Annotated in this window: 15 protein-coding genes; 9 read left to right on the forward strand and 6 right to left on the reverse strand. The window is 76.2% G+C overall.

The annotated features are described in order from the left end of the window. Positions 1 to 27: 27 nt before the first annotated feature. The gene (locus ABWK59_RS28980; protein ID WP_354643588.1) at positions 28 to 744 is read left to right on the forward strand and encodes a response regulator transcription factor; all 717 of its coding nucleotides are present in this window, start codon (positions 28 to 30) and stop codon (positions 742 to 744) included. Between the two features lie 30 nt (positions 745 to 774). On the opposite strand, the gene ABWK59_RS28985 is transcribed toward ABWK59_RS28980, so the two are convergent. Beyond that, on the reverse strand, positions 775 to 1422 hold the full coding sequence (locus tag ABWK59_RS28985) for a TetR/AcrR family transcriptional regulator (RefSeq protein WP_354643589.1): 648 nt from the start codon (positions 1420 to 1422) through the stop codon (positions 775 to 777). Positions 1423 to 1538: 116 nt separating this feature from the next. Here ABWK59_RS28985 and ABWK59_RS28990 point away from each other — a divergent pair, with 116 nt between their 5' ends. The 5 genes from ABWK59_RS28990 to pgm all read left to right on the forward strand — a co-directional run bounded on the left by ABWK59_RS28990 (position 1539) and on the right by pgm (position 9109). Beyond that, positions 1539 to 3809 (forward strand): MMPL family transporter, encoded by a 2271-nt coding sequence (locus ABWK59_RS28990; protein WP_354643590.1) that lies wholly within the window; start codon positions 1539 to 1541, stop codon positions 3807 to 3809. A 62-nt stretch (positions 3810 to 3871) separates the two neighbouring features. After that, entirely contained in the window at positions 3872 to 5623 is a 1752-nt protein-coding gene (locus ABWK59_RS28995) for an aminotransferase class V-fold PLP-dependent enzyme (RefSeq protein WP_354643591.1), read from the forward strand. A 419-nt stretch (positions 5624 to 6042) separates the two neighbouring features. Next, on the forward strand, positions 6043 to 6528 hold the full coding sequence (locus ABWK59_RS29000; protein WP_354643592.1) for an ATP-binding cassette domain-containing protein: 486 nt from the start codon (positions 6043 to 6045) through the stop codon (positions 6526 to 6528). Between the two features lie 502 nt (positions 6529 to 7030). Next, positions 7031 to 7345 carry a hypothetical protein gene (locus ABWK59_RS29005; RefSeq protein ID WP_354643593.1) on the forward strand — a complete coding sequence of 105 codons (315 nt, stop codon included), beginning with the start codon at positions 7031 to 7033 and terminating at the stop codon, positions 7343 to 7345. 120 nt (positions 7346 to 7465) lie between these two features. Next, complete coding sequence (pgm, locus tag ABWK59_RS29010) at positions 7466 to 9109, forward strand: phosphoglucomutase (alpha-D-glucose-1,6-bisphosphate-dependent) (protein WP_354643594.1); 1644 nt, start codon at positions 7466 to 7468, stop codon at positions 9107 to 9109. Between the two features lie 83 nt (positions 9110 to 9192). On the opposite strand, the gene ABWK59_RS29015 is transcribed toward pgm, so the two are convergent. Together ABWK59_RS29015 and ABWK59_RS29020 are read right to left on the reverse strand one after the other, a co-directional pair. After that, on the reverse strand, positions 9193 to 9816 hold the full coding sequence (locus ABWK59_RS29015) for a class I SAM-dependent methyltransferase (protein ID WP_354643595.1): 624 nt from the start codon (positions 9814 to 9816) through the stop codon (positions 9193 to 9195). 68 nt (positions 9817 to 9884) lie between these two features. Then, positions 9885 to 12545: a helix-turn-helix transcriptional regulator gene (locus ABWK59_RS29020; protein WP_354643596.1), complete on the reverse strand. Its 2661-nt coding sequence runs from the start codon at positions 12543 to 12545 to the stop codon at positions 9885 to 9887. A gap of 498 nt (positions 12546 to 13043) precedes the next feature. Between ABWK59_RS29020 and ABWK59_RS29025 the strand changes: the two genes are divergently transcribed. Continuing rightward, a complete protein-coding gene (locus ABWK59_RS29025) occupies positions 13044 to 14813 on the forward strand; it encodes a S8 family peptidase (protein ID WP_354643598.1) in 1770 nt (589 codons plus the stop codon). 78 nt (positions 14814 to 14891) lie between these two features. On the opposite strand, the gene ABWK59_RS29030 is transcribed toward ABWK59_RS29025, so the two are convergent. The 3 genes from ABWK59_RS29030 to ABWK59_RS29040 form a co-directional block, all read right to left on the reverse strand. Beyond that, positions 14892 to 17090: an FUSC family protein gene (locus tag ABWK59_RS29030; protein ID WP_354643599.1), complete on the reverse strand. Its 2199-nt coding sequence runs from the start codon at positions 17088 to 17090 to the stop codon at positions 14892 to 14894. Between the two features lie 239 nt (positions 17091 to 17329). Further along, positions 17330 to 18883 carry a glycerol-3-phosphate dehydrogenase/oxidase gene (locus ABWK59_RS29035; protein ID WP_354643600.1) on the reverse strand — a complete coding sequence of 518 codons (1554 nt, stop codon included), beginning with the start codon at positions 18881 to 18883 and terminating at the stop codon, positions 17330 to 17332. Next, the gene (locus ABWK59_RS29040; RefSeq protein WP_354643601.1) at positions 18880 to 19455 is read right to left on the reverse strand and encodes a TetR/AcrR family transcriptional regulator; all 576 of its coding nucleotides are present in this window, start codon (positions 19453 to 19455) and stop codon (positions 18880 to 18882) included. Before ABWK59_RS29040 ends, ABWK59_RS29035 begins: the two co-directional genes overlap by 4 nt. A gap of 20 nt (positions 19456 to 19475) precedes the next feature. On the opposite strand from ABWK59_RS29040, the gene ABWK59_RS29045 reads away from it, so the two are divergent. Next, positions 19476 to 21116, forward strand: coding sequence for an FAD-binding oxidoreductase (locus ABWK59_RS29045; RefSeq protein WP_354643602.1), 1641 nt, complete (start codon positions 19476 to 19478; stop codon positions 21114 to 21116). Then, complete coding sequence (locus ABWK59_RS29050; protein WP_354643603.1) at positions 21113 to 22033, forward strand: diacylglycerol kinase; 921 nt, start codon at positions 21113 to 21115, stop codon at positions 22031 to 22033. Before ABWK59_RS29045 ends, ABWK59_RS29050 begins: the two co-directional genes overlap by 4 nt. Positions 22034 to 22203 lie beyond the last annotated feature (170 nt).

Raw genomic sequence — 22203 nt, forward strand, 5'->3', positions numbered from 1 at the left:
GAGGGCGGTGCGGTTCGGGAGAGCGCGATGGATGTGACCGGGACGGGGCAGCAGGGGCAGCCGGCGGGGCAGCAGTCGGGGCCGGTGCGGGTGTTCCTGCTGGACGACCACGAGGTGGTCCGGCGCGGGGTGCGCGACCTGCTGGAGTCCGAGCCGGACATCGAGGTGGTCGGCGAGGCCGCGACCTGCGCCGAGGCGCTGGCCCGGGTGCCGGCGCTGCGGCCCGCCGTGGCCGTGCTGGACGTCCGGCTGCCGGACGGTGACGGGGTGGGCGTCTGCCGCGACCTGCGGAGCCGGATGCCCGAACTCGCCTGCCTGATGCTGACCTCCTTCGACGAGGACGAGGCGCTGCTGGACTCGATCATGGCGGGGGCCGCCGGCTACGTCCTCAAGGAGGTCAAGGGCTCGGACCTGGTGAGCGCCGTACGGACGGTGGCCGCCGGCGGCTCGATGCTGGACCCGACCACCACGCACCGCCTGATGGAGAGCCTGCGGCACCGCGAGGAGGCCGGGGCCGACCCGCCGTTCGGCGAACTGACGCCGCGGGAGCGGGAGATCCTGGTCCTGATCGGCGAGGGCCGGACCAACCGGCAGATCGGCGAGGAGCTGTACCTGGCCGAGAAGACCGTGAAGAACCACGTGTCACGGCTGCTCGCCAAGCTGGGGGTGGAGCGGCGGTTGCAGGCCGCGGTGCTGGCGGCGCGGCTGACGGAGCGCGGTGGGGGTGACCACGCGCGCCCCTGAGCCCGTTGAGCGGACCGACCGCGCCAACCGCTAGTCCGTGGCCGCGAGGAGGGTGTGGACGGCGTACTCCATCGTGTGGCGGGCGGCCTCGGGGGTGAGGCCGGTGGTGCGCCAGTGGTGCCAGGCGCTCCAGGTGGTGACGGCGTCCAGGGAGTTGAGGAGGTCGGTGCGGCGGTCCTCCGGGAGGCGGTCGAGTTCCTCGGCGAAGACCTGGCCGAGCCGGAGCCGGGCGAACTCCATGACCTGGGCGACGGCTTCCTGGACGCGGTCGGAGGGGTTCTCCAGGCGCATGATGGCCAGCCGCGCCGGCGTCAGCCCCTCCAGGATCCGGGCCCGCTGCTCGGCCAGCGCGGCGACCCGCAGGTCCCGCGGCCCCTCCGTCGGCAGCGGCCTGACCTGGGACATCAGCTGGTCCAGCCGCCTGCTCACGGCCACGTCCGCGAGCTGGGCCATGTCGGCGAAGTGGTGGAAGACCAGGCGGCGTGAGACCCCGGCCCGTTCGGCGACCTTGTCGGCGGGGAAGTTGGCCTGCCCCTCGTCGAGCAGGGAGAGCATCGCGTCGGCGATCCGCTCCCGGGTCTGCTGCCCGCGGGCGGTGCGCCCGTCCGTCGGGCGTTTCGCCGTGCCCTCCTGCGGGGCGGGCCCCGCCCCCGCGTCACCCGGCTCCGACCGCTTCATCCGCCGCTCCCGTCCTCGCTGAACCGTCTCGCGTTGACATTGTTGCACCCCGAGTGCAAACGTACGACTTGCACAGCGAGTGCAATAAGTTTGCGCCGGGGAGCCGCGACGTCCGCATGCCCTCCGGCCGTGTACGGAAGGCCGGTTCGCCGATGTTCGTCTCCGTGGGGCGCTGGTGCGCCCGCAGGCCGAAGCGGGTGGTGGCCGGGTGGCTGCTGCTCCTGGCCGCCGTCCTCGCCGCCGTCGTCGTGTTCGGCCGGGTCACCAGCGAGGCCGTCGAGATCCCGGGCAGCGACAGCCAGGCCGCCCGGGACCTCGGCGACCGGGCGTTCCCGGACAGCGCCAACGGCCGGCAGCCCGTGGTGCTGCACACCGGCCCCGACGGGCCGCTGCTCACCTCGCCGGCCGCGACCGAGGCGGTCCGGACGGCCGCGCAGGCGATCGCCGGGGTGGACCACGTGGTGGCCGTGACCACGCCGTACGACCCCGCGGGCCGGGCGGCGATGAGCGGCGACGGGCACACCGCCTACCTGTCGGTGGAACTGGACGTCACCGGACGGGAGGTGACCCCGGAGATCACCGGGGCGGTGCTGGCCGCGGCCGCCCCCGCCGAGGCCGCCGGGATCGAGGTCACCCCGGGCGGGTTCCTCGCCGCGGCGGTGGACAAGGGATCCACCGGGCGCAGCGAACTGATCGGCCTGGCCGCCGCGTTCCTCGTCCTCACGCTGACCTTCGGCAGCCTGGTGGCCGCCGGGCTGCCGCTGCTGGCCGGCGTGGTCGGGCTGGGGATCGCGCTGCCGGTGCTCGGACTGATCGGGCACGTGATGGACATGCCCTCCGCGGGAGAGACCATCGCGGCCATGATCGGCCTCGGCGTCGGCATCGACTACACCCTGTTCGGGCTGACCCGGTTCCGGGACCTGCGCGCGGCGGGCGTCCCGGTGGAGGAGGCGGCCGTCCGCACCACCGCGGGCTCCGGCAAGTCGGTGGCGTTCGCCGGGACAGCGGTGATCGCCGCCCTGGCCGGGCTGGCCCTCGGTGGGCTGCCGCTGCTGTACGCGCTGGCGCTGGCCCCGGCCGTCGCGGTGCTGGCCGCGCTGGGCATCAACCTCACCCTGCTGCCCGCGCTGCTCTCCCTGCTGGGCCGCCGGCTCACCCCGCGCCGCGCCGTGTCCACCGCCCCCGCCGCGTCTCCCGCGGCCGGCCCGCGCGGCTGGGGCCGGATCGCCGAGCTGGTCGCCGCCCGCCCGTGGCCGCTGATGCTGGCCGGGCTGGCGCTGCTCGGCGCCCTCGCCCTGCCCGCCGTGAAGCTGGAGTTCGGGCAGATGGACGCCGGCACCAACGCCGCCGGCAGCATGAGCCGCACCGCCTACGACCGGCTGGCCACCGCCTTCGGTCCAGGGGTCAACGGCCCGCTCCAGGTCACCGCCACCCTCCCCACCGCCGCCGCCGGCGCGACCGATCCGCGGGTCACCGCCGTCACCACCGCGCTGGCCGGCACGCCCGGCGTCGCCGCCGTCGGCACGCCGCAGACCTCCGCGGACGGGCGCGACCTGCGCTGGCAGCTCACCCCCGCCACGGCCCCCGGGGACCCGGCCACCGCCGACCTGGTCCACCGGCTGCGGGCCGACACCCTCCCCGCCGCCACCGCGGACAGCGGTGCCACCGCCCACGTCGGCGGCACCCCGGCCGCCCAGGCCGACCTCAACGCGCGGATCGCCCACCGGATGCCGCTGGTCGTCGGCTTCGTCCTGGCCCTCGCCGGGCTGCTCCTGCTGCTCGCCTTCCGCTCCCCGGTCGTGGCGCTGAAGGCCGCGGTGATGAACCTGGTCTCGGTCGCCGCCGCGTACGGCGTGCTGACGGCGGTCTTCCAGCTCGGCTGGGGCGCCGCCGCGATCGGCCTGGAGGGACCGGTGCCGATCCCCGGGTACGTGCCGCTGCTGATGTTCGCCGTGCTGTTCGGGCTGTCGATGGACTACGAGGTGTTCCTGCTGAGCGCCGTGCGCGAGGCGTACCTGGAGCACGGCGACAACCGGCGGGCCGTGGTCTCCGGGCTCGCCGGCACCGGACGGATCATCAGCTCGGCCGCCCTGATCATGGTCAGCGTCTTCCTCAGCTACCTGCTCTCGGACGACCCCGTGGTCAAGATGTTCGGCATCGGACTGGCCACCGCCGTGGCCCTGGACGCCACCGTGGTGCGCGGAATCCTCGTCCCGTCCACCATGGTCCTGCTCGGCAGTGGCAACTGGTGGCTGCCGGGCGTGCTCGACCGGATCCTTCCCAACATCGACATCGAGGGCGACGGCCACCCCACCGACCCGCACGGGCCGGAGCGTGCCGTGACCCCCGCGCCGGCGGCGGAGCCGGAGCCCGCGGCCGGCCGCTGAGCCGGCCGACCGCCCTCCGACCGCCCGTCACCGTCCGCCCACCGCGAAGGCCAGGCGACACCATGAGCACCATCCCCACCACACCCCCCGGACCCGGTACCCCCGGCGCACCCGCGGCGCGACCCGCCGCCCGCGCCCTGCTCCAGGAGATCCGCACCGCCCAGCTCGGCGAGGGCGAGATCCTTCCCGGCCCCTACGGCCCCCGGCCGGCCACCTACGCCGACCACACCGCCTCGGGCCGACCCCTCGCCTTCGTCGAGGAGTTCCTCCGCCGCGAGGTCCTCACCCGCTACGCCAACACCCACACCGAGGCCTCCGGATTCGGCCGGCAGACCGGCCGGCTCCGCGAGGAGGCCCGGACGCTGATCCACCGGGCGGTCGGCGCCTCCGAGGAGCACGCGGTGATCTTCTGCGGCTCCGGCACCACCGGCGCCGTCAACAAGCTGGTCGACCTGCTCGGCCTGCGGCGGCCCTCGCCGCGCGCCGAGCGGTACGCCGTCCCGATACCAGAGCACGACCGGCCGGTGGTCCTGGTCGGCCCGTACGAGCACCACTCCAACGAACTGCCGTGGCGGGAGTCGGTCGCCGACGTGGTGGTCGTCCGGGAGGGCGCGGACGGCGGGCTCGACCTGGACGACCTGCGCGCCCAACTGCTCCGGTACGCCCACCGGCCGCTGCGGATCGGCAGCTTCTCGGCCGCCTCCAACGTGACCGGGATGCTCACCGACACCGACCGGGTCTCCGCCCTGCTGCACTCCCACGGTGCCCTCGCCTGCTGGGACTTCGCCACCGCCGGGCCGTACCTGCCGATACGCGCCGCCGCCTCCGCGCCAGGGCGCCAGGACCACGCGGACGCGCTGTTCCTCTCCCCGCACAAGTTCCCCGGCGGGCCGCAGACCCCGGGCGTCCTGGTGGTCCGCCGGGCACTGCTGCGCAACGGGGTGCCGGTGAACCCCGGCGGCGGCACGGTCGCCTACGTCGGCCCGGACGACCACCGGTACCTCGCCGACCCGGTGGCCCGGGAGGAGGGCGGCACCCCGGCGATCGTGGAGTCGATCCGCGCCGGGCTGGTCTTCCGGCTCAAGGAGGAGCTGGGGCGCGACCTGATCCGGGAGCAGGAGGAGGCCGCCTGGGCGGCCGTCCGCGCCCGCTGGGGACGGCACCCGGCGATCCGGATCCTCGGCCGCACCGACCTGCCCCGGCTTCCCGTGGTCTCCTTCCTGATCCGGCACGGGGACGGCCACCTGCACCACAACCTCGTGACCGCCCTGCTCAACGACCTGTTCGGGATCCAGTCCCGCGGCGGCTGCTCCTGCGCCGGCCCGTACGGCCACCGGCTGCTCGGCATCGACCGGGAGCGCTCGTTCGCCCACCGCGACGTGATCTGCGACCTGGGCCTGGAGGGGGTCAAGCCCGGCTGGACCCGGGTCAGCCTCCCGTACACGATGACCGAGCAGGCCCGGCGACACGTGCTCGACGCGGTGGAGTTCATCGCCGAGCAGGGCCACCGGCTGCTGCCCGACTACGCCTTCGACCCGCGCAGCGGGCTCTGGCGGCACCGGGCCGCGCCGGTCGGGCCGCCGCCGGTGGGGCTGGGGGCGCCCCTGTTCGGCGGTGAGGTGGTCGGCGGTGAGGTGGTCGGCGGGCAGCGGGGCGCGGCCCGGCCCGCCGTCCCCGGGTATGCCGAGCAGTTGGCCCTGGCCCGGGCGCTGGTCGCAAACCGGCCGGAGCGGCCACCGCGGCGGCCGGCCGGGCTGCCGGAGTCCTTCGAGAGCCTCCGCTGGTTCCCGCTGGACGCCGGCAACCTGGCCTGACGGGGTCTCGTTCCCCGGCGGCCGTCGGCTCCACCTCCGACACGCCCCTTCGCGGCCCGCGAAGGGGCGTGTCCCCGTTTCCGGGGTCGCGTCGAGTGGGTCGGTCCAGCGCGGAGCTGTCGAACGTCACAACGCGGTATCGGTCCTCCCCCCGGCTTGACTCCGACGGCGTCACGCGGTGTCATATGTGCCAACACGTTGAAACATGTTTGATTGTGAGCGTTTTCCGTCTGTCGTTGACAGGTGCTTCGAGACCGGCCGGCCCCGTTCGCCCCCCGTTCGGGGCCGGCCCCCCGGCCCGCCCCCGGCCTGTTCCCCCGTGCAGGCCGGTGGCGGGCGCCACCGCACCACCCGCACCGCGGCGCCACCGCACCCCGGCACCACCGCACCACCCGCGATCCCCGGAGACGAGTGACACCATGAGCTGCCCCGACGACTCGGCCCCGGCCCACCGGCCACCCTCCGCCCCGCTCCCCGCCGCCCGCGCCACCGGCTCGGCCGGGGTGCAGGGGGTGGCCAAGCGGTTCGGTGCGGTGCGGGCCCTCGGTGGGGTGACTCTGGACTTCCCGGCGGGGCGGGTGGCGGCGGTGACGGGGGAGCGCGGGGCGGGGAAGTCGACGCTGTTGCGGATCCTCGCGGGTGACCATCGGCCGTCCGAGGGCAAGGCGGTGGTGTACGTCTCGCACCGGATCCAGGAGGTCTTCCAACTCGCGGGCCGGATCGCGGTGTTGCGGGACGGCGAGCTCGCCGGGGTGCAGGACGCGGCCCGGACGAACGACGTCGAGCTGGCCCGGTTGATGGCCGGCCGTGACCGCTCCCCGGTCCCCGTGCGTCGCCACGTCCCCCTCGGCCGTCCGGTCCCGGAGGGCCGGCACCTCACCTCGGATCCCGGGGCCGCCGCATGAGCGCCACCGCGCCCCCCGCGCCCTCCTGACCGCACCGCACCCCCTCACTCCGTCCCCTGCGGAGCCGTGCGGGGCCGCCCCGCAGCCGTGGCGGCCCGGCTCCGGCCAGGGGGCGGACGGGCGGGAGGCCGTTGAGGGTCGGCCAGACCGCCACGCGCTGCCGGTCCCGCGCTCAGCCGAGCGCGGGACCGGCAGTTCTCGTCGGGCGGGTCACGAGGTGGTATCGGTCCGCCCATCTGCTTGACGGGAGCCCCGGCTGGCGGTCTCATATGTGCCATCTCGTTTGAATCTGTTCGGTTATGCTGGTTCATGTGAGCGCTGAGGGGAGGGTCGGGATCCACCTGACGCAGCCTCAGCACCCGGGTACCGGGCGCACTCCTCGGGGAGGTGCGCCCGGCACCCCCCGTCCCGTCCCCCGCCGGCCGCCCCAACACCCAGTCGGCGGGGGATCACCAACCCGGCCGCACACCAGCCGCGCCCCGCGCCGACGTCGGAGCCCCCCATGTCCTACCTCTCCGGTCCCCTCGACCCGCACGGCGAACCGTCCTCCCGGCCCGGGCGCATCCCGCACCCCGTCCACGCCTCCCGCCCCGACGGCGGCGCCCCGTGGATCGTCACCCTCGCGGTCCGCCACCCCGACGGCCGCCAGGGCACCCACAGCTTCGTGGAATGGGCGGCCAGCCACTCCCAGGCGGTCGCCGCCGCCCTGCTCCGGGCCCGCACCAGCAGCGCCCGCGACCACCGCCGGGGCGCGCCGCTCGACGGCCCGCACACCGCGCGGGCGGAACTGTGGCGCGGGTCCGCCCTGTCCTGGTGACCCCGCTCACCCGGCCCGGCCGGACCGGGCGATGTGCGACCGATCGGGCCCGACCGGTGGCAGGATGACGCGCGGGACGACGCAGCACGGCGACCGGGCCGACCGACGAGAGAAGGCATGATGGTGCACGCACGCGCCGGCCAACCGGCAGGACCGCAGGACCTGGTGGACGTGGCCAGGCTGGTGACCGCCTACTACACGCTCCACCCGGATCCGGCCGAGGTATCCCAGCAGGTCGCCTTCGGCACCTCCGGCCACCGCGGCTCCTCCCTGGACACCGCGTTCAACGAGGACCACATCGCCGCCACCACCCAGGCGATCTGCGAGTACCGGGCCGCCCAGGGCACCACCGGGCCGCTGTTCCTCGGCATCGACACCCACGCGCTCTCCGAGCCCGCCCGCGCCACCACCCTGGAGGTGCTCGCCGCCAACGGCGTCACCGTCCTGCTCGACAGCGCCGACGGCTACACCCCCACCCCGGCCGTCTCGCACGCCATCCTCACCCACAACCGCACCCGCCCGGCCGGCCGGGCCGACGGCATCGTGGTCACCCCCTCCCACAACCCGCCCGCCGACGGCGGCTTCAAGTACAACCCGCCGCACGGCGGCCCGGCCGGCTCCGACGCCACCGGCTGGATCCAGAACCGCGCCAACGAGCTGCTCCGCCAAGGCCTTTCGGGCGTCCGCCGGATCCCGTACGCGCGCGCCCTGGCCGCCGACACCACCGGCCGCTACGACTACGCCGGCCGCTACACCGAGGACCTGCCCGCCGTCCTCGACCTGGACGCCGTCCGCGCCGCCGGCGTCCGGATCGGCGCCGACCCGATGGGCGGCGCCTCGGTGGCGTACTGGGCGCGCATCGCCGAGACCCACCGCCTGGACCTCACCGTGGTCAACCCGCTCACCGACCCCGCCTGGCGGTTCATGACCCTGGACTGGGACGGGAAGATCCGGATGGACTGCTCCTCCCCGTACGCCATGGCCTCCCTGATCGGCCGTCGGGAGGGGTTCGCCGTCGCCACCGGCAACGACGCCGACGCCGACCGGCACGGCATCGTCACCCCCGACGGCGGGCTGATGAACCCCAACCACTACCTCGCCGTCGCCATCGACCACCTCTACCGCCACCGCGCCGACTGGCCCGCCACGGCCGCCGTCGGCAAGACCCTGGTGTCCTCCTCGATGATCGACCGGGTGGCCGGCGACCTGGGCCGGCGCCTGGTGGAGGTCCCGGTCGGCTTCAAGTGGTTCGTCGACGGCCTGCTGGACGGCTCGGTCGCCTTCGGCGGCGAGGAGTCCGCCGGCGCCTCCTTCCTGCGGCGCGACGGCGGCGTCTGGACCACCGACAAGGACGGCATCCTGCTCGCCCTGCTCGCCTCCGAGATCACCGCGGTGACCGGCCGCAGCCCCTCCCAGCTCTACACCGACCTCACCGCCCGCTTCGGCGCCCCCGCCTACGCCCGGGTGGACGCCCCCGCCGACCGCGCCCAGAAGGCGGCGCTCTCCGCCCTCACCGCCGACCAGGTCACCGCCGGCGAACTGGCCGGCGAGCCCATCACCGCCGTCCTCACGGCCGCCCCGGGCAACGGGGCCGCCATCGGGGGCCTCAAGGTCTGCACCGAGAACGCCTGGTTCGCGGCGAGGCCCTCCGGCACCGAGGACGTCTACAAGATCTACGCCGAGAGCTTCCACGGACCCGACCACCTCGCCCGCGTCCAGGACGAAGCCCGCGACCTCGTCGCCGAAGCCCTCCTCAAGGCCTGACGCACTCGGGTACGTCAGGGGCGCGTGAGCGCACCTCCCGGCCGCCGCGTGCCCCTGACGTACCCTCGTGCGCCGCGCCCCCGCTAGCGGGGCACCGCGCTGCCCAGGGAGAGGGCCGCCAGGACCCGTGGGGCGCCCTCCTCGTAGAAGACGTCCAGGTCATCGACCTCGTACCCGGCCGCGGTGAGGAGTTCCACGATCGGCCGGGTCAGGTGGCAGCCCGCGAACAGCCGTTGCTGGAGCGGCTCCAGCCGGTACTGCCAGCGCCGCACCCCCGCGTCCGCCTCCGGCGCCAGCCCGTGCTCCAGGAACCGGAACACCCCGCCCGGCCGCAGCACCCGCCGGATCTCCCGCAGGGCGGCCCCCACGTCGGGAATGGTGCACAGCGTGAAGGTCGACAGCGCGCAGTCGAAGCTCGCGTCCGGGAACGGCAGCGCCTGCCCGTCCAGTCCGGACCGGTCCACCGGCACCCGTGCCCGGTCCAGCCGCTTCCGGGCGAGCCGCCAGCCCACGTCCGAGGGCTCCACGGCGGCGACCCGCGACACCGCGGCGGGGTAGAACGGCACGTTGTGGCCGCTGCCGAAGCCGATCTCCACGACCTCGCCGTGCAGGCCGGTGCAGACCCGCCGGCGCAGCGGCCGCTCCGCCTTGGTCCCGCAGGCCACGTCGATGATCCGCGGCACGACCTGCTCGGTGTAGTACCCCATTCCCGCCTCCGTGTGTCGGCACCAGCGTGGCATCGCGGCCGGGTGGCCGCGGCGCTGACACGCCCGCGTCAGGGGGACACCAGCGGGCCCCCGCCACCCGTGGCGCCTGTGCCGGCGGGCCCGCCCGCCGGGGTGCCCGTCAGTTCCTGACGCGAGCGCACGTTCCGTTTCCGCATGGCCCGCTGCACGTGCTGCTCCACCGTGCGCGGCGACAGGTGCAGGGTGAGCGCGATCTCCCGGTTGGTCATGCCCCGGCCCGCCAGCTCCGCCACCTCCAGCTCGCGCGGCGACAGTTCCTCGCCGTAGGCGGGCCGGCCGACCGGGCGCCGTACGCGGGCCGGCCGGTGGGTCCGGAGCAGGGCCCGGACCCGGGCGGCGTCCCACTGCGCGCCGAGCGCTGCCAGTTGCTGCGCCGCGGAGCCCAGGGCCTCCACCGCCCAGGGGTGGTCCGGTCCGGCGGTGGCGAGGGCGCACCGGGCCGAGTCCTCCAGCACCAGGGCGTGCGGGTACGGCCGGCCGAGCCGGGCGTGGGCGTCGGCCGCCGCGCGGAAGTGGGCCAGGGCGCCGGGGTGGTCGCCTTCCGTCCGGGCGGTCAGGGCACGGCACCAGTGCAGGGCGGCCTCGGCGGCGGGGGCGTCCCGTCCGGCCAGGCCCTCGGTGAACTCCCCGGTCAGCCGGGCCGCCCCGGCCGGGTCGCCGGCCTCGGCCAGCGCCCGGACCGCCCAGGGCGCCAGTTCGGCGGCCCAGACCCACACGCCCTGGCGGCGCAGCCGGGCCCAGGCGGCCAGGGCCTCGGCCGCCGCGCCCGCCGTGTCCTGCCGGCCGAGGGCCAGCCGGACCAGGGCGGCGGAGGAGGCGGCGGCCAGCGGCACCGAGCACTCCTCCACCGGCCGGGCGCGGCCGCCGCGCAGCCAGGCCTCCACCTGTCCGGGCTCGCCGCGGGCCAGGGCCAGCAGGCCGAGCACCAGCCGGGCGTCCTCGGCCAGCAGCGGCATGTCGCCGACCTCGGCGGCGAACTCCCGGGCCCGGGCGGCCAGTCCGTCCCACCGGCCGGCCGCCCAGTCCAGCAGCAGCGCCGTCCCGCGGACCGTCCGCTCGGTGTACGGTGCGCCACTGCTCGATGCCAACCGCCGCCCTTCGACGGACAGTTCGCCGGCCTGCCGGTCGTAGCCGAGCCAGTGCGCGGCGTCCGCGGCGTTGCAGAGGCCGCGGGCCACCTGCTGCCGGATCTCCGGCTCCTCGCCGCTGCCGCGGAGCGCCTGAAGCCGCTGCCAGCCGGCCGGGTCGCCGATGCTCAGCAGCACGGCCACACCGTTGGCGGCCACCGCGGTCCGGACCACCGGGTCGCCGCTGGACTCCGCCACCCGCTCGGCGCGCCGCAGCCACTCCAGGTGCTCGGCCAGCGAGCCGCCCGGCCAGTACGGCACCGCCAGCGCGGACATGCCGCGTGCCGCGGCGGCCGGCCGTTCGCCAAGGTCGGCCACCGCCCGCGCCAACTCCTCGCGGCCGTCCGCCCCCCGGCCCGCCTGGTTGCCGAGCAGCAGCCCGAGGTCCAGCCGGACCTGCCCGCGGACCGGCGCCGGCAGCTCGCGGTCCTCCACGATCTGGCGCAGCACCCGGACGGTCTCGTCCGACCGCAGACCGACGGTCGCGCTGCGGGCCAGCAGCGGCGCCAGCCGGGCCCGGGCCGCCGCCGGGGTGTCCGGTGCGGCCAGGGCGTCCTCCAGCAGCGGGACCGCCTCCTGGTGGCGGCCCGCCCGGGCGTACCCGGCGGCCGCCCGTTCCACGGCCCGCAGCCAGTGCCGCAGTTCGCCGGACCGCCGGTGGTGCCGGGCCAGCAGGTCCCAGCGCACCGGCTGCGCGCGGGCGAGCAACCGGGCGGCCCGCCGGTGCAGTTGGTCCCGCACCGGCCCCGGGATGTGCCGGTAGACCGCCTCCCCGGCCAGCGGCATCGGGAAGCCGTACCGCTGCTCCCCGCACTCGGCGAGCGCCCCGGCGGCGAGGGCGGCGACCAGGGCCTCCCGTCCCGGCTCGGGGTCGAGTCCGGCGACCGCGGCCAGCTGGCCGGCGGTGGCGGGCTCGCCGAGCACCGCGGCCGCCCACACCACCGCGCGCCGGTCGGCCGGGACGTTCCACGCCCGCGAGATCGCCAACTCGGCGACCCGGACCGGGATGTCGAGGGCGTCCAGGTCGGCGGGGCCGGGGCGGGCCGGGCCGGCGGCGCTGCGGAGGGCGTGCAGCAGGTCCAGGACGGCGCCGGCGTTCCCGGCGGTCCGGGCGTGCAGACGGGCCGTCAGCTCGGGACGGCAGCGCTCGGGTCCGAGCACCCGGGCGGCGATCCGGGCGACCTCGGCCGGGCCGAGGGGCGGCACCGGCACCGGGTGGACGGCGAGCCGGGACGGATAGCGGACCGGCCCGCCGAGGGCCAGGCCGGGCACCGGGAGTTCCTCCGGCCGGTAGCTGAGCAGCACCGCCGTACCCGGCCGGTCGACGGCCAACAGGGCGCGCAGCCGGGCGAGTTCGTCCGGCGCCGCGAGGTGGACGTCCTCCGCCACCAGCAGTGCGGGCGCCGGCCCGTCGGCGGGGGAGCGGTCCGTGCCGCCGAGCAGCTCGGCGATCAGGTGGCTCTTGCCGCTGCCCGCCGGTCCGGCGACCAGCAGCAGCACCGACTCCGCGGAGCCCGGCGCCAGCGCCCGCTCGACCAGCCGCGACCACGGCTCCCCGCCCACCGACACCCCTCCTCGCCCCCGCCCGGGCACGGCCGGCCGCGCCCCGCGGGCGACAGCGGTCGCGGGTGTGCGGTCCCCGGGCACCCCCGGGGTGCCGGCCGGTTGAACGTGTCCGGCCATCTTGGGGCCGGGGCGGACCGGCTCACAAGGGTGGGGAGCGTCACGCCGTCCCCGCAGGTCCCTCACCACCCCTCCGGAACAGGTGCGAATTTATCGCGTATCCGTAATCCGGCCTCCCTGATGGTGGCGCCGCGGCCGCCCGCGTCACAGTGATCACCGGAACCGGCGCCGGGGCCGACCCAGGGCCCGTCCCGGGCCGGCCCGCGCGCCCGTTCCCCGGGCCGGCCGCCCCTGCGGAGGGAGCGCCGACGCCCGCGACCGCCGCCCCCCGAGCCCGGACCGGAACACCCACGGCACCCGTCCGCGCAGCGAACCGACGGGCCATCAGGTGCCCCCCGGGCCGGCGGTCGAACGCCCTCACCCGATCTCGGAGGACACGTGTCTACCCCCCTCACCAGCCGCCTGCGGCGCCCGGCCGTCGCGGCCGTCGCGCTCGGCGCGGCCCTGGCGTTCGCGGCCCCGGTCGCGCCCGCCCACGCCGCCCCCTCGTCCCCGGCCGCCCCCGCGGCCGTCTGGGCCGCCGGCACCCGGGCGTACCTGGTCATCACGGCGCCCGGCGACACCACCGCCGCGCGCACCGCGGTCACCGCCAACGGCGGCAGCGTCTTCGCCTCGTACGACGCGATCGGCGTGGTCGTCGCCCACTCGGCCTCCGCCGGTTTCGCCACCGCCCTGCGCGCCGTCGCCGGGGTGCAGCAGGTCGGCGCGACCCGCACCTCCGACGTGCCGGCCGACGCCTACGACCCCGCGCTGCCCGCCAACCCGGCGCAGAGCGCGACGACCCTCACCGAGTCCACCCGCTGGGACATGAGCCAGATCAAGGCCGACCAGGCCTGGGCCGTCACCACCGGCTCGGCGAGCGTCAAGGTCGGCGTGCTCGACACCGGCGTGGACGACCAGCACCAGGACCTGGCGCCCAACTTCGACGCCGCCGACTCCGTCTCCTGCGCCTACGGCAAGCCGGACACCCGGACCGGCGCCTGGCGCGACGTGGACACCCACGGCACCCACGTGGCCGGCACCATCGCGGCCGCGAAGAACGGCAAGGGCGTGGTCGGCGTGGCCCCCGGGGTGCGGATCGCCTCCGTCCGGGTCGCCGAGCCCGGCAACAGCTTCTTCTACGCGGAGAACACCATATGCGGGTTCGTCTGGGCCGGTGACCACGGCTTCAAGGTCACCAACAACAGCTACTACACCGACCCCTGGCAGTTCAACTGCCCGAACGACCTGGACCAGGCCGCCATCATCGAGGGCGTCAAGCGCGCCCAGGCGTACGCCGAGGGCAAGGGCTCGCTCCAGGTGGCCGCGGCCGGCAACGCCAACTACGACCTGGCGAACAAGACCACCGACACCTCCAGCCCCAACGACTCCACCCCGGTGACCCGCACCATCACCAACGCCTGCATCGACATCCCGACCGAACTCCCGGGCGTGGTCACGGTGTCCGCGATGGGCCGCGGCAACGTCAAGGCCTCGTACTCCAACTACGGCACCGGCGTGATCGACGTCGCGGCCCCGGGCGGCGACGGCGCCGACGGTGTGTACTCCACGCTGCCCGGCGGCAAGTACGGCAACAAGAACGGCACCTCGATGGCCTCGCCGCACGTCACCGGCGTGGCCGCGCTGATGGTCAGCGCCGACCCGACGCTCACCCCGGCGGACCTGAGGGCCAGGCTGGCGAGCCAGGCCACCGACACCGCCTGCCCCGCCGACAGCCGCTGCACCGGCACCACCGGGAACAACGGCTTCTTCGGCGAGGGCCAGGTCGACGCCCTCAAGGCGGTCGGCGCCACCCCGCCGCCCGGGAAGTACTTCGAGAACCTCACCGACGTGGCCATCCCGGACAACACCACCGTGGAGAGCCCCCTCACGGTGAGCGGCGTGAGCGGCAACGCCCCGGCGACGCTCAAGGTCGGCGTGGACATCAAGCACACCTACCGCGGCGACCTGGTGGTCTCCCTCGTCGCCCCGGACGGGACGGTCTACCTGCTGGAGGACTTCCCGGACAGCGACGGCACCGACAACGTGCTCAAGACCTACACGGTGAACGCCTCCGCCGAGGCGGCGGCCGGCACCTGGAAGCTCCGGGTCCGCGACCTCGCCACCCAGGACACCGGCCGTATCGACGCCTGGAGCCTCACCTTCTGACACCTGGGCGTCCCGGAACCGCCCCGGCCCGCCGACACGCCCGTCGGCTGGCCGGGGCCAGCGCCCGTCCGCCGGGGCTCACCCGGCCCGGGCCGCCCCGTCCGGCCGCCCGGCCGGGTGGAGCGCCGGATCCAGCCGGTCGGCCAGGTCCAGGTCGTCCGCGAGCATCGCGTACCACTGGCCGAGGTCCAGCAGCGGCGGCGCGGCGGGCCCGGTCCCGGCGCGCTCCTCCACCAGCTCCGGCAGGCGGGTCCGCACGCCGTCGGGGGAGGGGGGCGGCGCTCCGCCGCCCGGGGAGGCGGTGGGCGGCCCGCCGTCCGCGGTGAACCGCCCCGGGCCGACGTCCCGGCCCCGGTACGCCCGCAGCGCCCCGCCCAGCCGCCGGCAGCGCGCGGCCAGCAGGCCCGCCTCCTCCACCGCCACCCCGGCCTGCCGGGCCGACACCGAGCCGGCAGGCGGCCGGTCGTACTGCGGCAGCCAGTGCGCGCCCACCAGCACGTGCCGCCCGAACCGCAGCGCCGCGTACCAGTCGCGCGGCGCGGCCGCCGGGTCCTGCGGCTCGCTCTGGTACTGGGCGAAGGAGGACTCGGTCAGCCGCAGCGCGGACAGCACCTCCCGGGTGTGCGGACCGCCGGCCGGCGGCGGTGCCAGCAGGGCGTCCGCGGTCCGGGTGATCAGCGGCCCGGCGGCGTCCAGCAGCCGGGCCACCGACCGCCGCAGCTCCCGCCGGGCCCCGGTCGGCCAGGCGATCAGACCGAACAGCAGGCCCACCGCGCTGCCGGTCAGCACGTCCACCACCCGCACCTGGGCCAGCCGCCAGGACGCCGGCACGACCTGCGCGAACGCCGTCGACACCACCAGCGTGAACAGCCCCTGCGCCCAGGCGATCCCGAGCATCGGGCCGACGAAGAACGCCACCAGCATCACCGGCGCCATCACCACCGCGTACGCCTCCACCCGGTCGCCCAGCGCCAGCAGGAGTACGCCCGCCGCCACCGCGCCGGCCAGGGTCCCGATCAGCGCCTGCCGTACCGCGCCCCAGGTCTGCAAGGCGGTGGTCCGGCCCAGACTGAGCACCGCCAGCAGCACCCAGAAGCCGTGTGCCAGGTCCAGCGACCCGGCCACCGCGCGGGCCGCCGCCAGCCCGAACGCCACCCGGACGGCGTTCTGGAACCGGACCGACCGCGGCGTCAGGTGCGCCGCCACCCGCCGCCACCACAGCACCGGCGCCGGCCCCGTCGCATACCAGAACAGGTCCTTCGGGACGGGCGGCGGCTGCCCGCCCCCCAGCGAGATCCGCACCGCGGACTCCATCGCGTACGCCGACTCCGCCGCCGCCAGCACCGCCGACCGGAACCGCCACACCGCCAGCTGCGGCGTCCGCGTCAGGTCCTCCGCCTGCCGCGCCCGCTCCGCCTGGTACGCGGTGATGGCCTCGGGTATCCTCCCGGGCGGCGGGGCCTCGCCGGTCCGCAGCGCCCGCGCGGTGGCGGCCGCGGTGGCCGCGATCCGGTCCAGCATCCCGGCCGACAACGGGTCCAGGGCCGCCGCCGCGTGCCCCGCCAGCCGCTCCAGCTGGACCAGCAGCATCCGGGCCGCCTCGGCGGCGTGGGCCGTCCCGCGGTCACGCCGCCCCGGCCCGGCGGGCCGCTCCGCGGGCGGCACCGCGGCCGGCGCCAACCGGTCCGACGCCGCGCGCAGCCGCTCCACATCGGCGTGCACCGCCTGGGCGAGATCGGCCGCGGCAGCCGAGGCCGCGGAGGCCGCCGTCGCCAGCCGGCTCCGCACCGACTCGGCGGCCGGGGCGGGCAGCAGCACCACCTCCGCCAGGGCCAGCAGCAGGGCGCCCAGCGTCAGCCCGGCCAGCCGCTGCCCCAGCGTGCCCGGGGCGAACGGCGGGAAGCACGGCAGGATGTAGAACAGCTGAAGCCCGGTGGACGCACCGCCCGCCGCCGGCCCGGCGACGGCCGTGAACGCCAGCACGAACCCGATCACCAGCATCCCCGACACCGCCGCGGCCGTGGACACCGCCAGCAGCGTGCCGGCCGTGGTCAGCACCCACGCCAGCGGCAGGATCCGCAGGATCACCGCCGCGCGCTGGCGGCCGGAGCCGGGGATCTGCGACAGGACGCCGAGGGCGATCGCGCCGAACAGCGCGTACATCGCCGTCACCGGCTGGTCCAGCCCGTACAGGCAGGGGTAGAAGCCGGCGCTCACCGCCACGGTCACCCGGACCGCCCGGCGGGCGGTCTGCCGGCGGTCGGGACGGGCAGTCAACCGCGAACCCGATCGCCCACGGCACCCGACGGCATCGACATCGCCCACACCTCCCGGACCGCCGACAACCCCCGCCCCCAGTCTCGACCCGCCCCGCCGGCCCCGCAGCCGATGCCTGGAAGGAGTGCACCCGGCTCACCACCGAGGGGGTGGACGGGTCACTTGTTCGCGCAGTTCTCCCCCAGCCTGGCGGCCGGGAGGTGCCCCCACGCGCCCCCGGGGTGACCGGGTGCGCAGCGTCACGCCCCCGCGGTCGCGACGATCTCCGCGACGGCGGCCTCCGCGCGGGCGGCGTCCGCCGGGACGAGGGCGATGCGGGTGCGGCGGGCGAGGACGTCGGCGGTGTCGAGGGCGCCCTCGTGGGTGACGGCGTACTCGATCTCCGCGCGGGTGGTGTCCAGCCCCTCGGCGACGGGCTCCCGCGGGCGGTCGACGGTGGCCGCGTCGAGGACGGTCCGGGACTGGCCGCCGTGGCGGGCGAGCAGGGCGGCGGGGATGCCGTCCGCGGGTGCGGGGAGGGTCTCCGGGTGCCCGGGGGCGCCGACCAGGGGGAGGTGGTGGGTGCGGCAGGGCCCGGCGGTGAGGCCGCGGGCGCGGACGGCGGCGTCCACGGTGTCCTGGGCCATCCGCCGGTAGGTGGTGAGCTTGCCGCCGACGACGGTGATCACCCCGGACGGGGACTCGATGACCGCGTGCTGCCGGGAGAGGTCGGCGGTGTGGCCGCCGCCGGTGTCGATCAGCGGGCGGAGGCCGGCGAAGGCGCCGCGGACCTGCTCCCGGGTGAGGGCGGTCCGCAGGGCGGTGTTGAGGGTGTCGAGGAGGAAGGTGATCTCGGCCTCGGTGGGCTCGGGCTCGTCGGGGACGGGCCCGGGGGCGTCCTCGTCGGTGAGGCCGAGCACGACCCGGCCGGACTGCTGGGGGAGGGCGAAGACGAAGCGGCTGGTCGAGCCGGCCACCGGGACGGTCAGTGCGGCGGTGGGCCGGCCCAGGTCGGCGGCGTCGAACACCAGGTGGGTGCCGCGGCTGGGCCGCAGCCGGATGCTCTCGTCCACCTCGCCCGCCCACACGCCGGTGGCGTTGACCACGGCCCGCGCGGTGACGTCCAGGGTGCGGCCGGTGAGGGTGTCGGTGAGCCGGGCGGAGGTGCCGGTGACCCGGTCGGCGCGGACCCGGGTGAGGACGGCGGCGCCGTGCTCGGCGGCGGTCCGGGCGATGGCGACCACCAGCCGGGCGTCGTCGACCAGTTGGCCGTCGTGGGCGACCAGGCCGCCGGCCAGCCCGTCGGTGCGGACGGCGGGCACCAGGGCGAGGGTCTCGGCCGGGCCGACCCGGCGGACCCGGGGGAGGACCGAGGCGGGGGTGCCGGCGCTCATCCGCAGCAGGTCGCCGGCCAGGAACCCGGCACGGACCAGGGCGGCCCGGCCGCGGCCCAGTTCGGGCAGCAGCGGGACCAGCTGGGGGAGCGCGCGGACCAGGTGCGGGGCGGTCCGGGTCATCAGGATGCCGCGTTCCACGGCGCTCTCCCGGGCCACCCCGACCCGGCCGGAGGCCAGGTACCGCAGGCCGCCGTGGACCAGCTTGGAACTCCAGCGGCTGGTGCCGAAGGCGAGGTCGCGGGATTCCACCAGGACGGTCCGCAGGCCGCGGGAGGCCGCGTCCAGTGCGGTGCCGGCGCCGGTGACGCCGCCGCCGATCACGAGCAGGTCGATGGTGTGGCCGCCCTCGGCGAGGGCGTCGAGCTCCCGGGCGCGGCGGCGCGCGTCGAGCCTGGTCGTGCCGGCGTACGAGGTCATGGCGCGAGGTATCCGTTCAGTGCGATGGCGAGTTCCCGGCGCCAGGCCTCCTCGGGGAGCAGCTGGGCGACCATGCGGTGGGACTGGACGGTGGACTGGGTGATGAGCAGCACCATGACGGCCAGCTGGTTCGGATCGCCGGCCCGGATCGAGCCGTGCGCCTGGCCGCGTTCGACCGCCGTGCCGAGCACCGCGAGCGCCCCGCGCTGGCTGGTGCCGAGCCGGTGGACGACGTACTCCAGCAGCGCGTCCGCGTCGCTTTCCAGCAGGGAGCTGAGGACGGGGTGGTCGCGCAGCCGGACGGCCATCTCCACCACCGAGGCGACCAGGGACTCCCGGTCGTCCCCGGCCGGGGCGACCTCGGCCTGGGCGGCCAGGACCTCCCGGGTGAGGAGCGCGCCGATGACGGCCCGGACGTCGGGCCAGCGCCGGTACACCGTGGGCCGGCTGACCCCGGCGCGGCGGGCGATCTCGGACAGCTGGGTGCGGCGGAGTCCGAGGTGGACGATCAGCTCTGCGGCGGCGTCGAGGATCGCGTCGTCGACGCTCCGCTCATCGTTACTACTTGACATGATGCGTAATACTGTAACGCATGGGAACCGAGACGCGAGCCGATGAGGGACGAGAGCCGGCCGTGCTGCCGCTGCCGCCGATGAAGTGGAACGCCTGGGGTGATCCGGCCCTCGCCAAGCCGCTGCCGAAGGACGTCGAGGCACTGCTGGCCGCCGCGCTGGGCGTCGCCGCCGACGGCACCGAGCCGCCGGCCGCCGAGGAGGTCGTCCTGCGGCCCTCCGCCCTCACCGCCGACGCCCTGACCGCGCTGACCGGCGCGGTCGGCGCGGCGAACGTCAGCACCCGCGACGCCGACCGGCTGCCCCGCGCCGGCGGCAAGTCCACCCTCGACCTGCTGCGCCGCCGCAGCCGCGAGCCCCAGGACGCGCCGGACGCCGTGGTGCTGCCCGGCGACGAGGACGAGATCTCCGCCGTGCTCGCGCTCTGCGCCGAGCACCGGATCGCGGTGGTCCCCTTCGGCGGCGGCACCAGCGTGGTCGGCGGGGTGGACCCGGTCCGCGGCGCCTTCGACGCGGTGGTCACCCTCGACCTGCGCCGCTTCGACGCCCTGCACGAGCTGGACGAGGTCTCCGGCGAGGCCGTCCTCGGTGCCGGCCTCACCGGCCCGCAGGCCGAGGAACTGCTGGCCGCCCGCGGCTTCGAGCTCGGCCACTACCCGCAGAGCTTCCGCTACGCCACCATCGGCGGGTTCGCCGCCACCCGCTCCTCCGGCCAGGACTCCTCCGGCCACGGGCGCTTCGACGACATGGTCCGCGGGCTGCGGGTGGTCACCCCCACCGGCGTCCTGGACCTCGGCCGCGCCCCCGCCTCCGCCGCCGGCCCCGACCTGCGCGAGCTGTTCCTCGGCTCCGAGGGCGCCTTCGGCGTGATCACCCGGGTCCGGCTGCGGGTGCACCCCGTCCCGGCCGTGCGCAGCTACGAGGCCTGGAGCTTCCCCGACTTCGCCACCGGCGCCGCCGCCCTGCGCGCGGTCCAGCAGCAGGGCGCCGGACCGACCGTCATCCGCCTCTCCGACGAGGCCGAGACCGCGGTCAACCTGGCCATGACCGACAAGATCGGCGGCACCCAGGTCACCGGCGGCTGCCTCGCCGTCACCGTCTTCGAGGGCACCCAGGAGCAGGTGACCTCCCGGCACGAGCGCACCCGCGCCGTCCTGCTCGCCGCCGGCGGCGTCTCGCTCGGTGAGGAGCCCGCCCGCGCCTGGGAGCACGGCCGGTTCAACGCCCCGTACCTGCGCGACTCGCTGCTCACGGCCGGTGCGCTCTGCGAGACCCTGGAGACCGCCACCACCTGGTCCGGCCTCGACACGCTGAAGACCGCCGTGACCGGCGCCCTGCAGACCGCGCTCCGCGAGGGCGGCAGCGAGTCCCTGGTGATGTGCCACATCTCGCACACCTACCCGACCGGCGCCTCGCTGTACTTCACCGTGGTCGGCGCCCAGAAGGGCGACCCCGCCGAGCAGTGGAGCGCCGCCAAGCGGGCCGCCGGCGACGCCATCATGGCGGCGGGCGGCACCATCTCCCACCACCACGCCGTCGGCACCGACCACCGGCCGTGGATGGAGCAGGAGATCGGCGAGCTCGGCGTCCGCATCCTGCGCGCCGTCAAGGAGACCCTCGACCCCGCCGGGATCCTCAACCCCGGCAAGCTGATCCCGTGACCGCCGGCAGGGAGCGCCGCGAGATCCGCCGGGTGGTCGTGCTGACCAACCCGGCGGCCGGCGGCGGCCACGCCGACAAGGCCGCCCGCCGGGCCAGCGCCCGGCTGCGCGACCTCGGCGTCGAGGTGCTCAACGTGGTCGGCGCCGACCCGGACGACGCCGTCCGGGTCGCCCGCGAGGCGGTCGGCCGCGAGGTCGACGCCCTGGTCACCGCCGGCGGCGACGGCATGATCAGCCTCGCCCTGCAGGCCCTGGCCGGCACCGACGTCCCGCTCGGCGTCGTCCCCGCCGGCACCGGCAACGACCACGCCCGCGCGTACGGGCTCCCGCTCGGCGACCCCGAGGCCGCCGCCGAGGTGATCGCCGCCGGAACCGTCGCCACCGTCGACCTCGGCCGGGTCACCACCGCCGACGGAACCGTCCGCCACTTCGGCTCGGTCCTCGCCACCGGCTTCGACTCCCTGGTCAGCGACCGCACCAACCGGCTGACCTGGCCGCGCGGCCGGATGCGGTACAACCTGGCGATCCTGGTCGAGTTCGCCAACCTGCGCCCGCTGCCCTTCCGGATCACCCTGGCCGACGGCACCGTGATCGACCGCGACCTCACCCTGGCCGCGGTCGGCAACACCAGCAGCTACGGCGGCGGCATGCGGATCTGCCCGAGCGCGGACCCCTCCGACGGGGAGTTCGACCTCACCGTGGTGCACGCCATGCGGCGGCGCAGGGTCGCCCGCTTCTTCCCGACCGTCTTCAAGGGCACCCACATCGACCACCCCGAGGTCGAGACCCACCGCACCACCGCCCTGCGGATCGAGTCCCCCGGCATCACCGCCTACGCCGACGGCGAGTTCCTCGGCCCCCTCCCGGTCGACGTGGAGATGGCCCCGGCCGCCCTCCGGATCATCGTCCCGACCTGACCATCGCACTCGGGTGACCACAGGGGCGCGTGGGGGCACCTCCCAGCCGGCCAGGCTGGGGGAGAACTGCGCGCTGCGGGGGGCGTGGGCCGGTTGCCGGGTGCGCGTGGCCAGGTGCATCTGTTGCGCCGTTGGCGGGTCGGGCGTGCGTACCTTCCGTTTTCGCGCAG

Origin of the sequence: Kitasatospora sp. HUAS MG31 (assembly GCF_040571325.1) — a bacterium.
Lineage (GTDB): Bacteria > Actinomycetota > Actinomycetes > Streptomycetales > Streptomycetaceae > Kitasatospora > Kitasatospora camelliae.

Bases quoted from the DNA above. Each gene is read 5' to 3' on its own strand.
- ABWK59_RS28980 (WP_354643588.1), top strand. From the start codon at position 28: ATGGATGTGACCGGGACGGGGCAGCAGGGGCAGCCGGCGGGGCAGCAG.
- ABWK59_RS28985 (WP_354643589.1), bottom strand. From the start codon at position 1,422: ATGAAGCGGTCGGAGCCGGGTGACGCGGGGGCGGGGCCCGCCCCGCAG.
- ABWK59_RS28990 (WP_354643590.1), top strand. From the start codon at position 1,539: ATGCCCTCCGGCCGTGTACGGAAGGCCGGTTCGCCGATGTTCGTCTCC.
- ABWK59_RS28995 (WP_354643591.1), top strand. From the start codon at position 3,872: ATGAGCACCATCCCCACCACACCCCCCGGACCCGGTACCCCCGGCGCA.
- ABWK59_RS29000 (WP_354643592.1), top strand. From the start codon at position 6,043: ATGAGCTGCCCCGACGACTCGGCCCCGGCCCACCGGCCACCCTCCGCC.
- ABWK59_RS29005 (WP_354643593.1), top strand. From the start codon at position 7,031: ATGTCCTACCTCTCCGGTCCCCTCGACCCGCACGGCGAACCGTCCTCC.
- pgm (WP_354643594.1), top strand. From the start codon at position 7,466: ATGGTGCACGCACGCGCCGGCCAACCGGCAGGACCGCAGGACCTGGTG.
- ABWK59_RS29015 (WP_354643595.1), bottom strand. From the start codon at position 9,816: ATGGGGTACTACACCGAGCAGGTCGTGCCGCGGATCATCGACGTGGCC.
- ABWK59_RS29035 (WP_354643600.1), bottom strand. From the start codon at position 18,883: ATGACCTCGTACGCCGGCACGACCAGGCTCGACGCGCGCCGCCGCGCC.
- ABWK59_RS29040 (WP_354643601.1), bottom strand. From the start codon at position 19,455: ATGTCAAGTAGTAACGATGAGCGGAGCGTCGACGACGCGATCCTCGAC.
- ABWK59_RS29045 (WP_354643602.1), top strand. From the start codon at position 19,476: ATGGGAACCGAGACGCGAGCCGATGAGGGACGAGAGCCGGCCGTGCTG.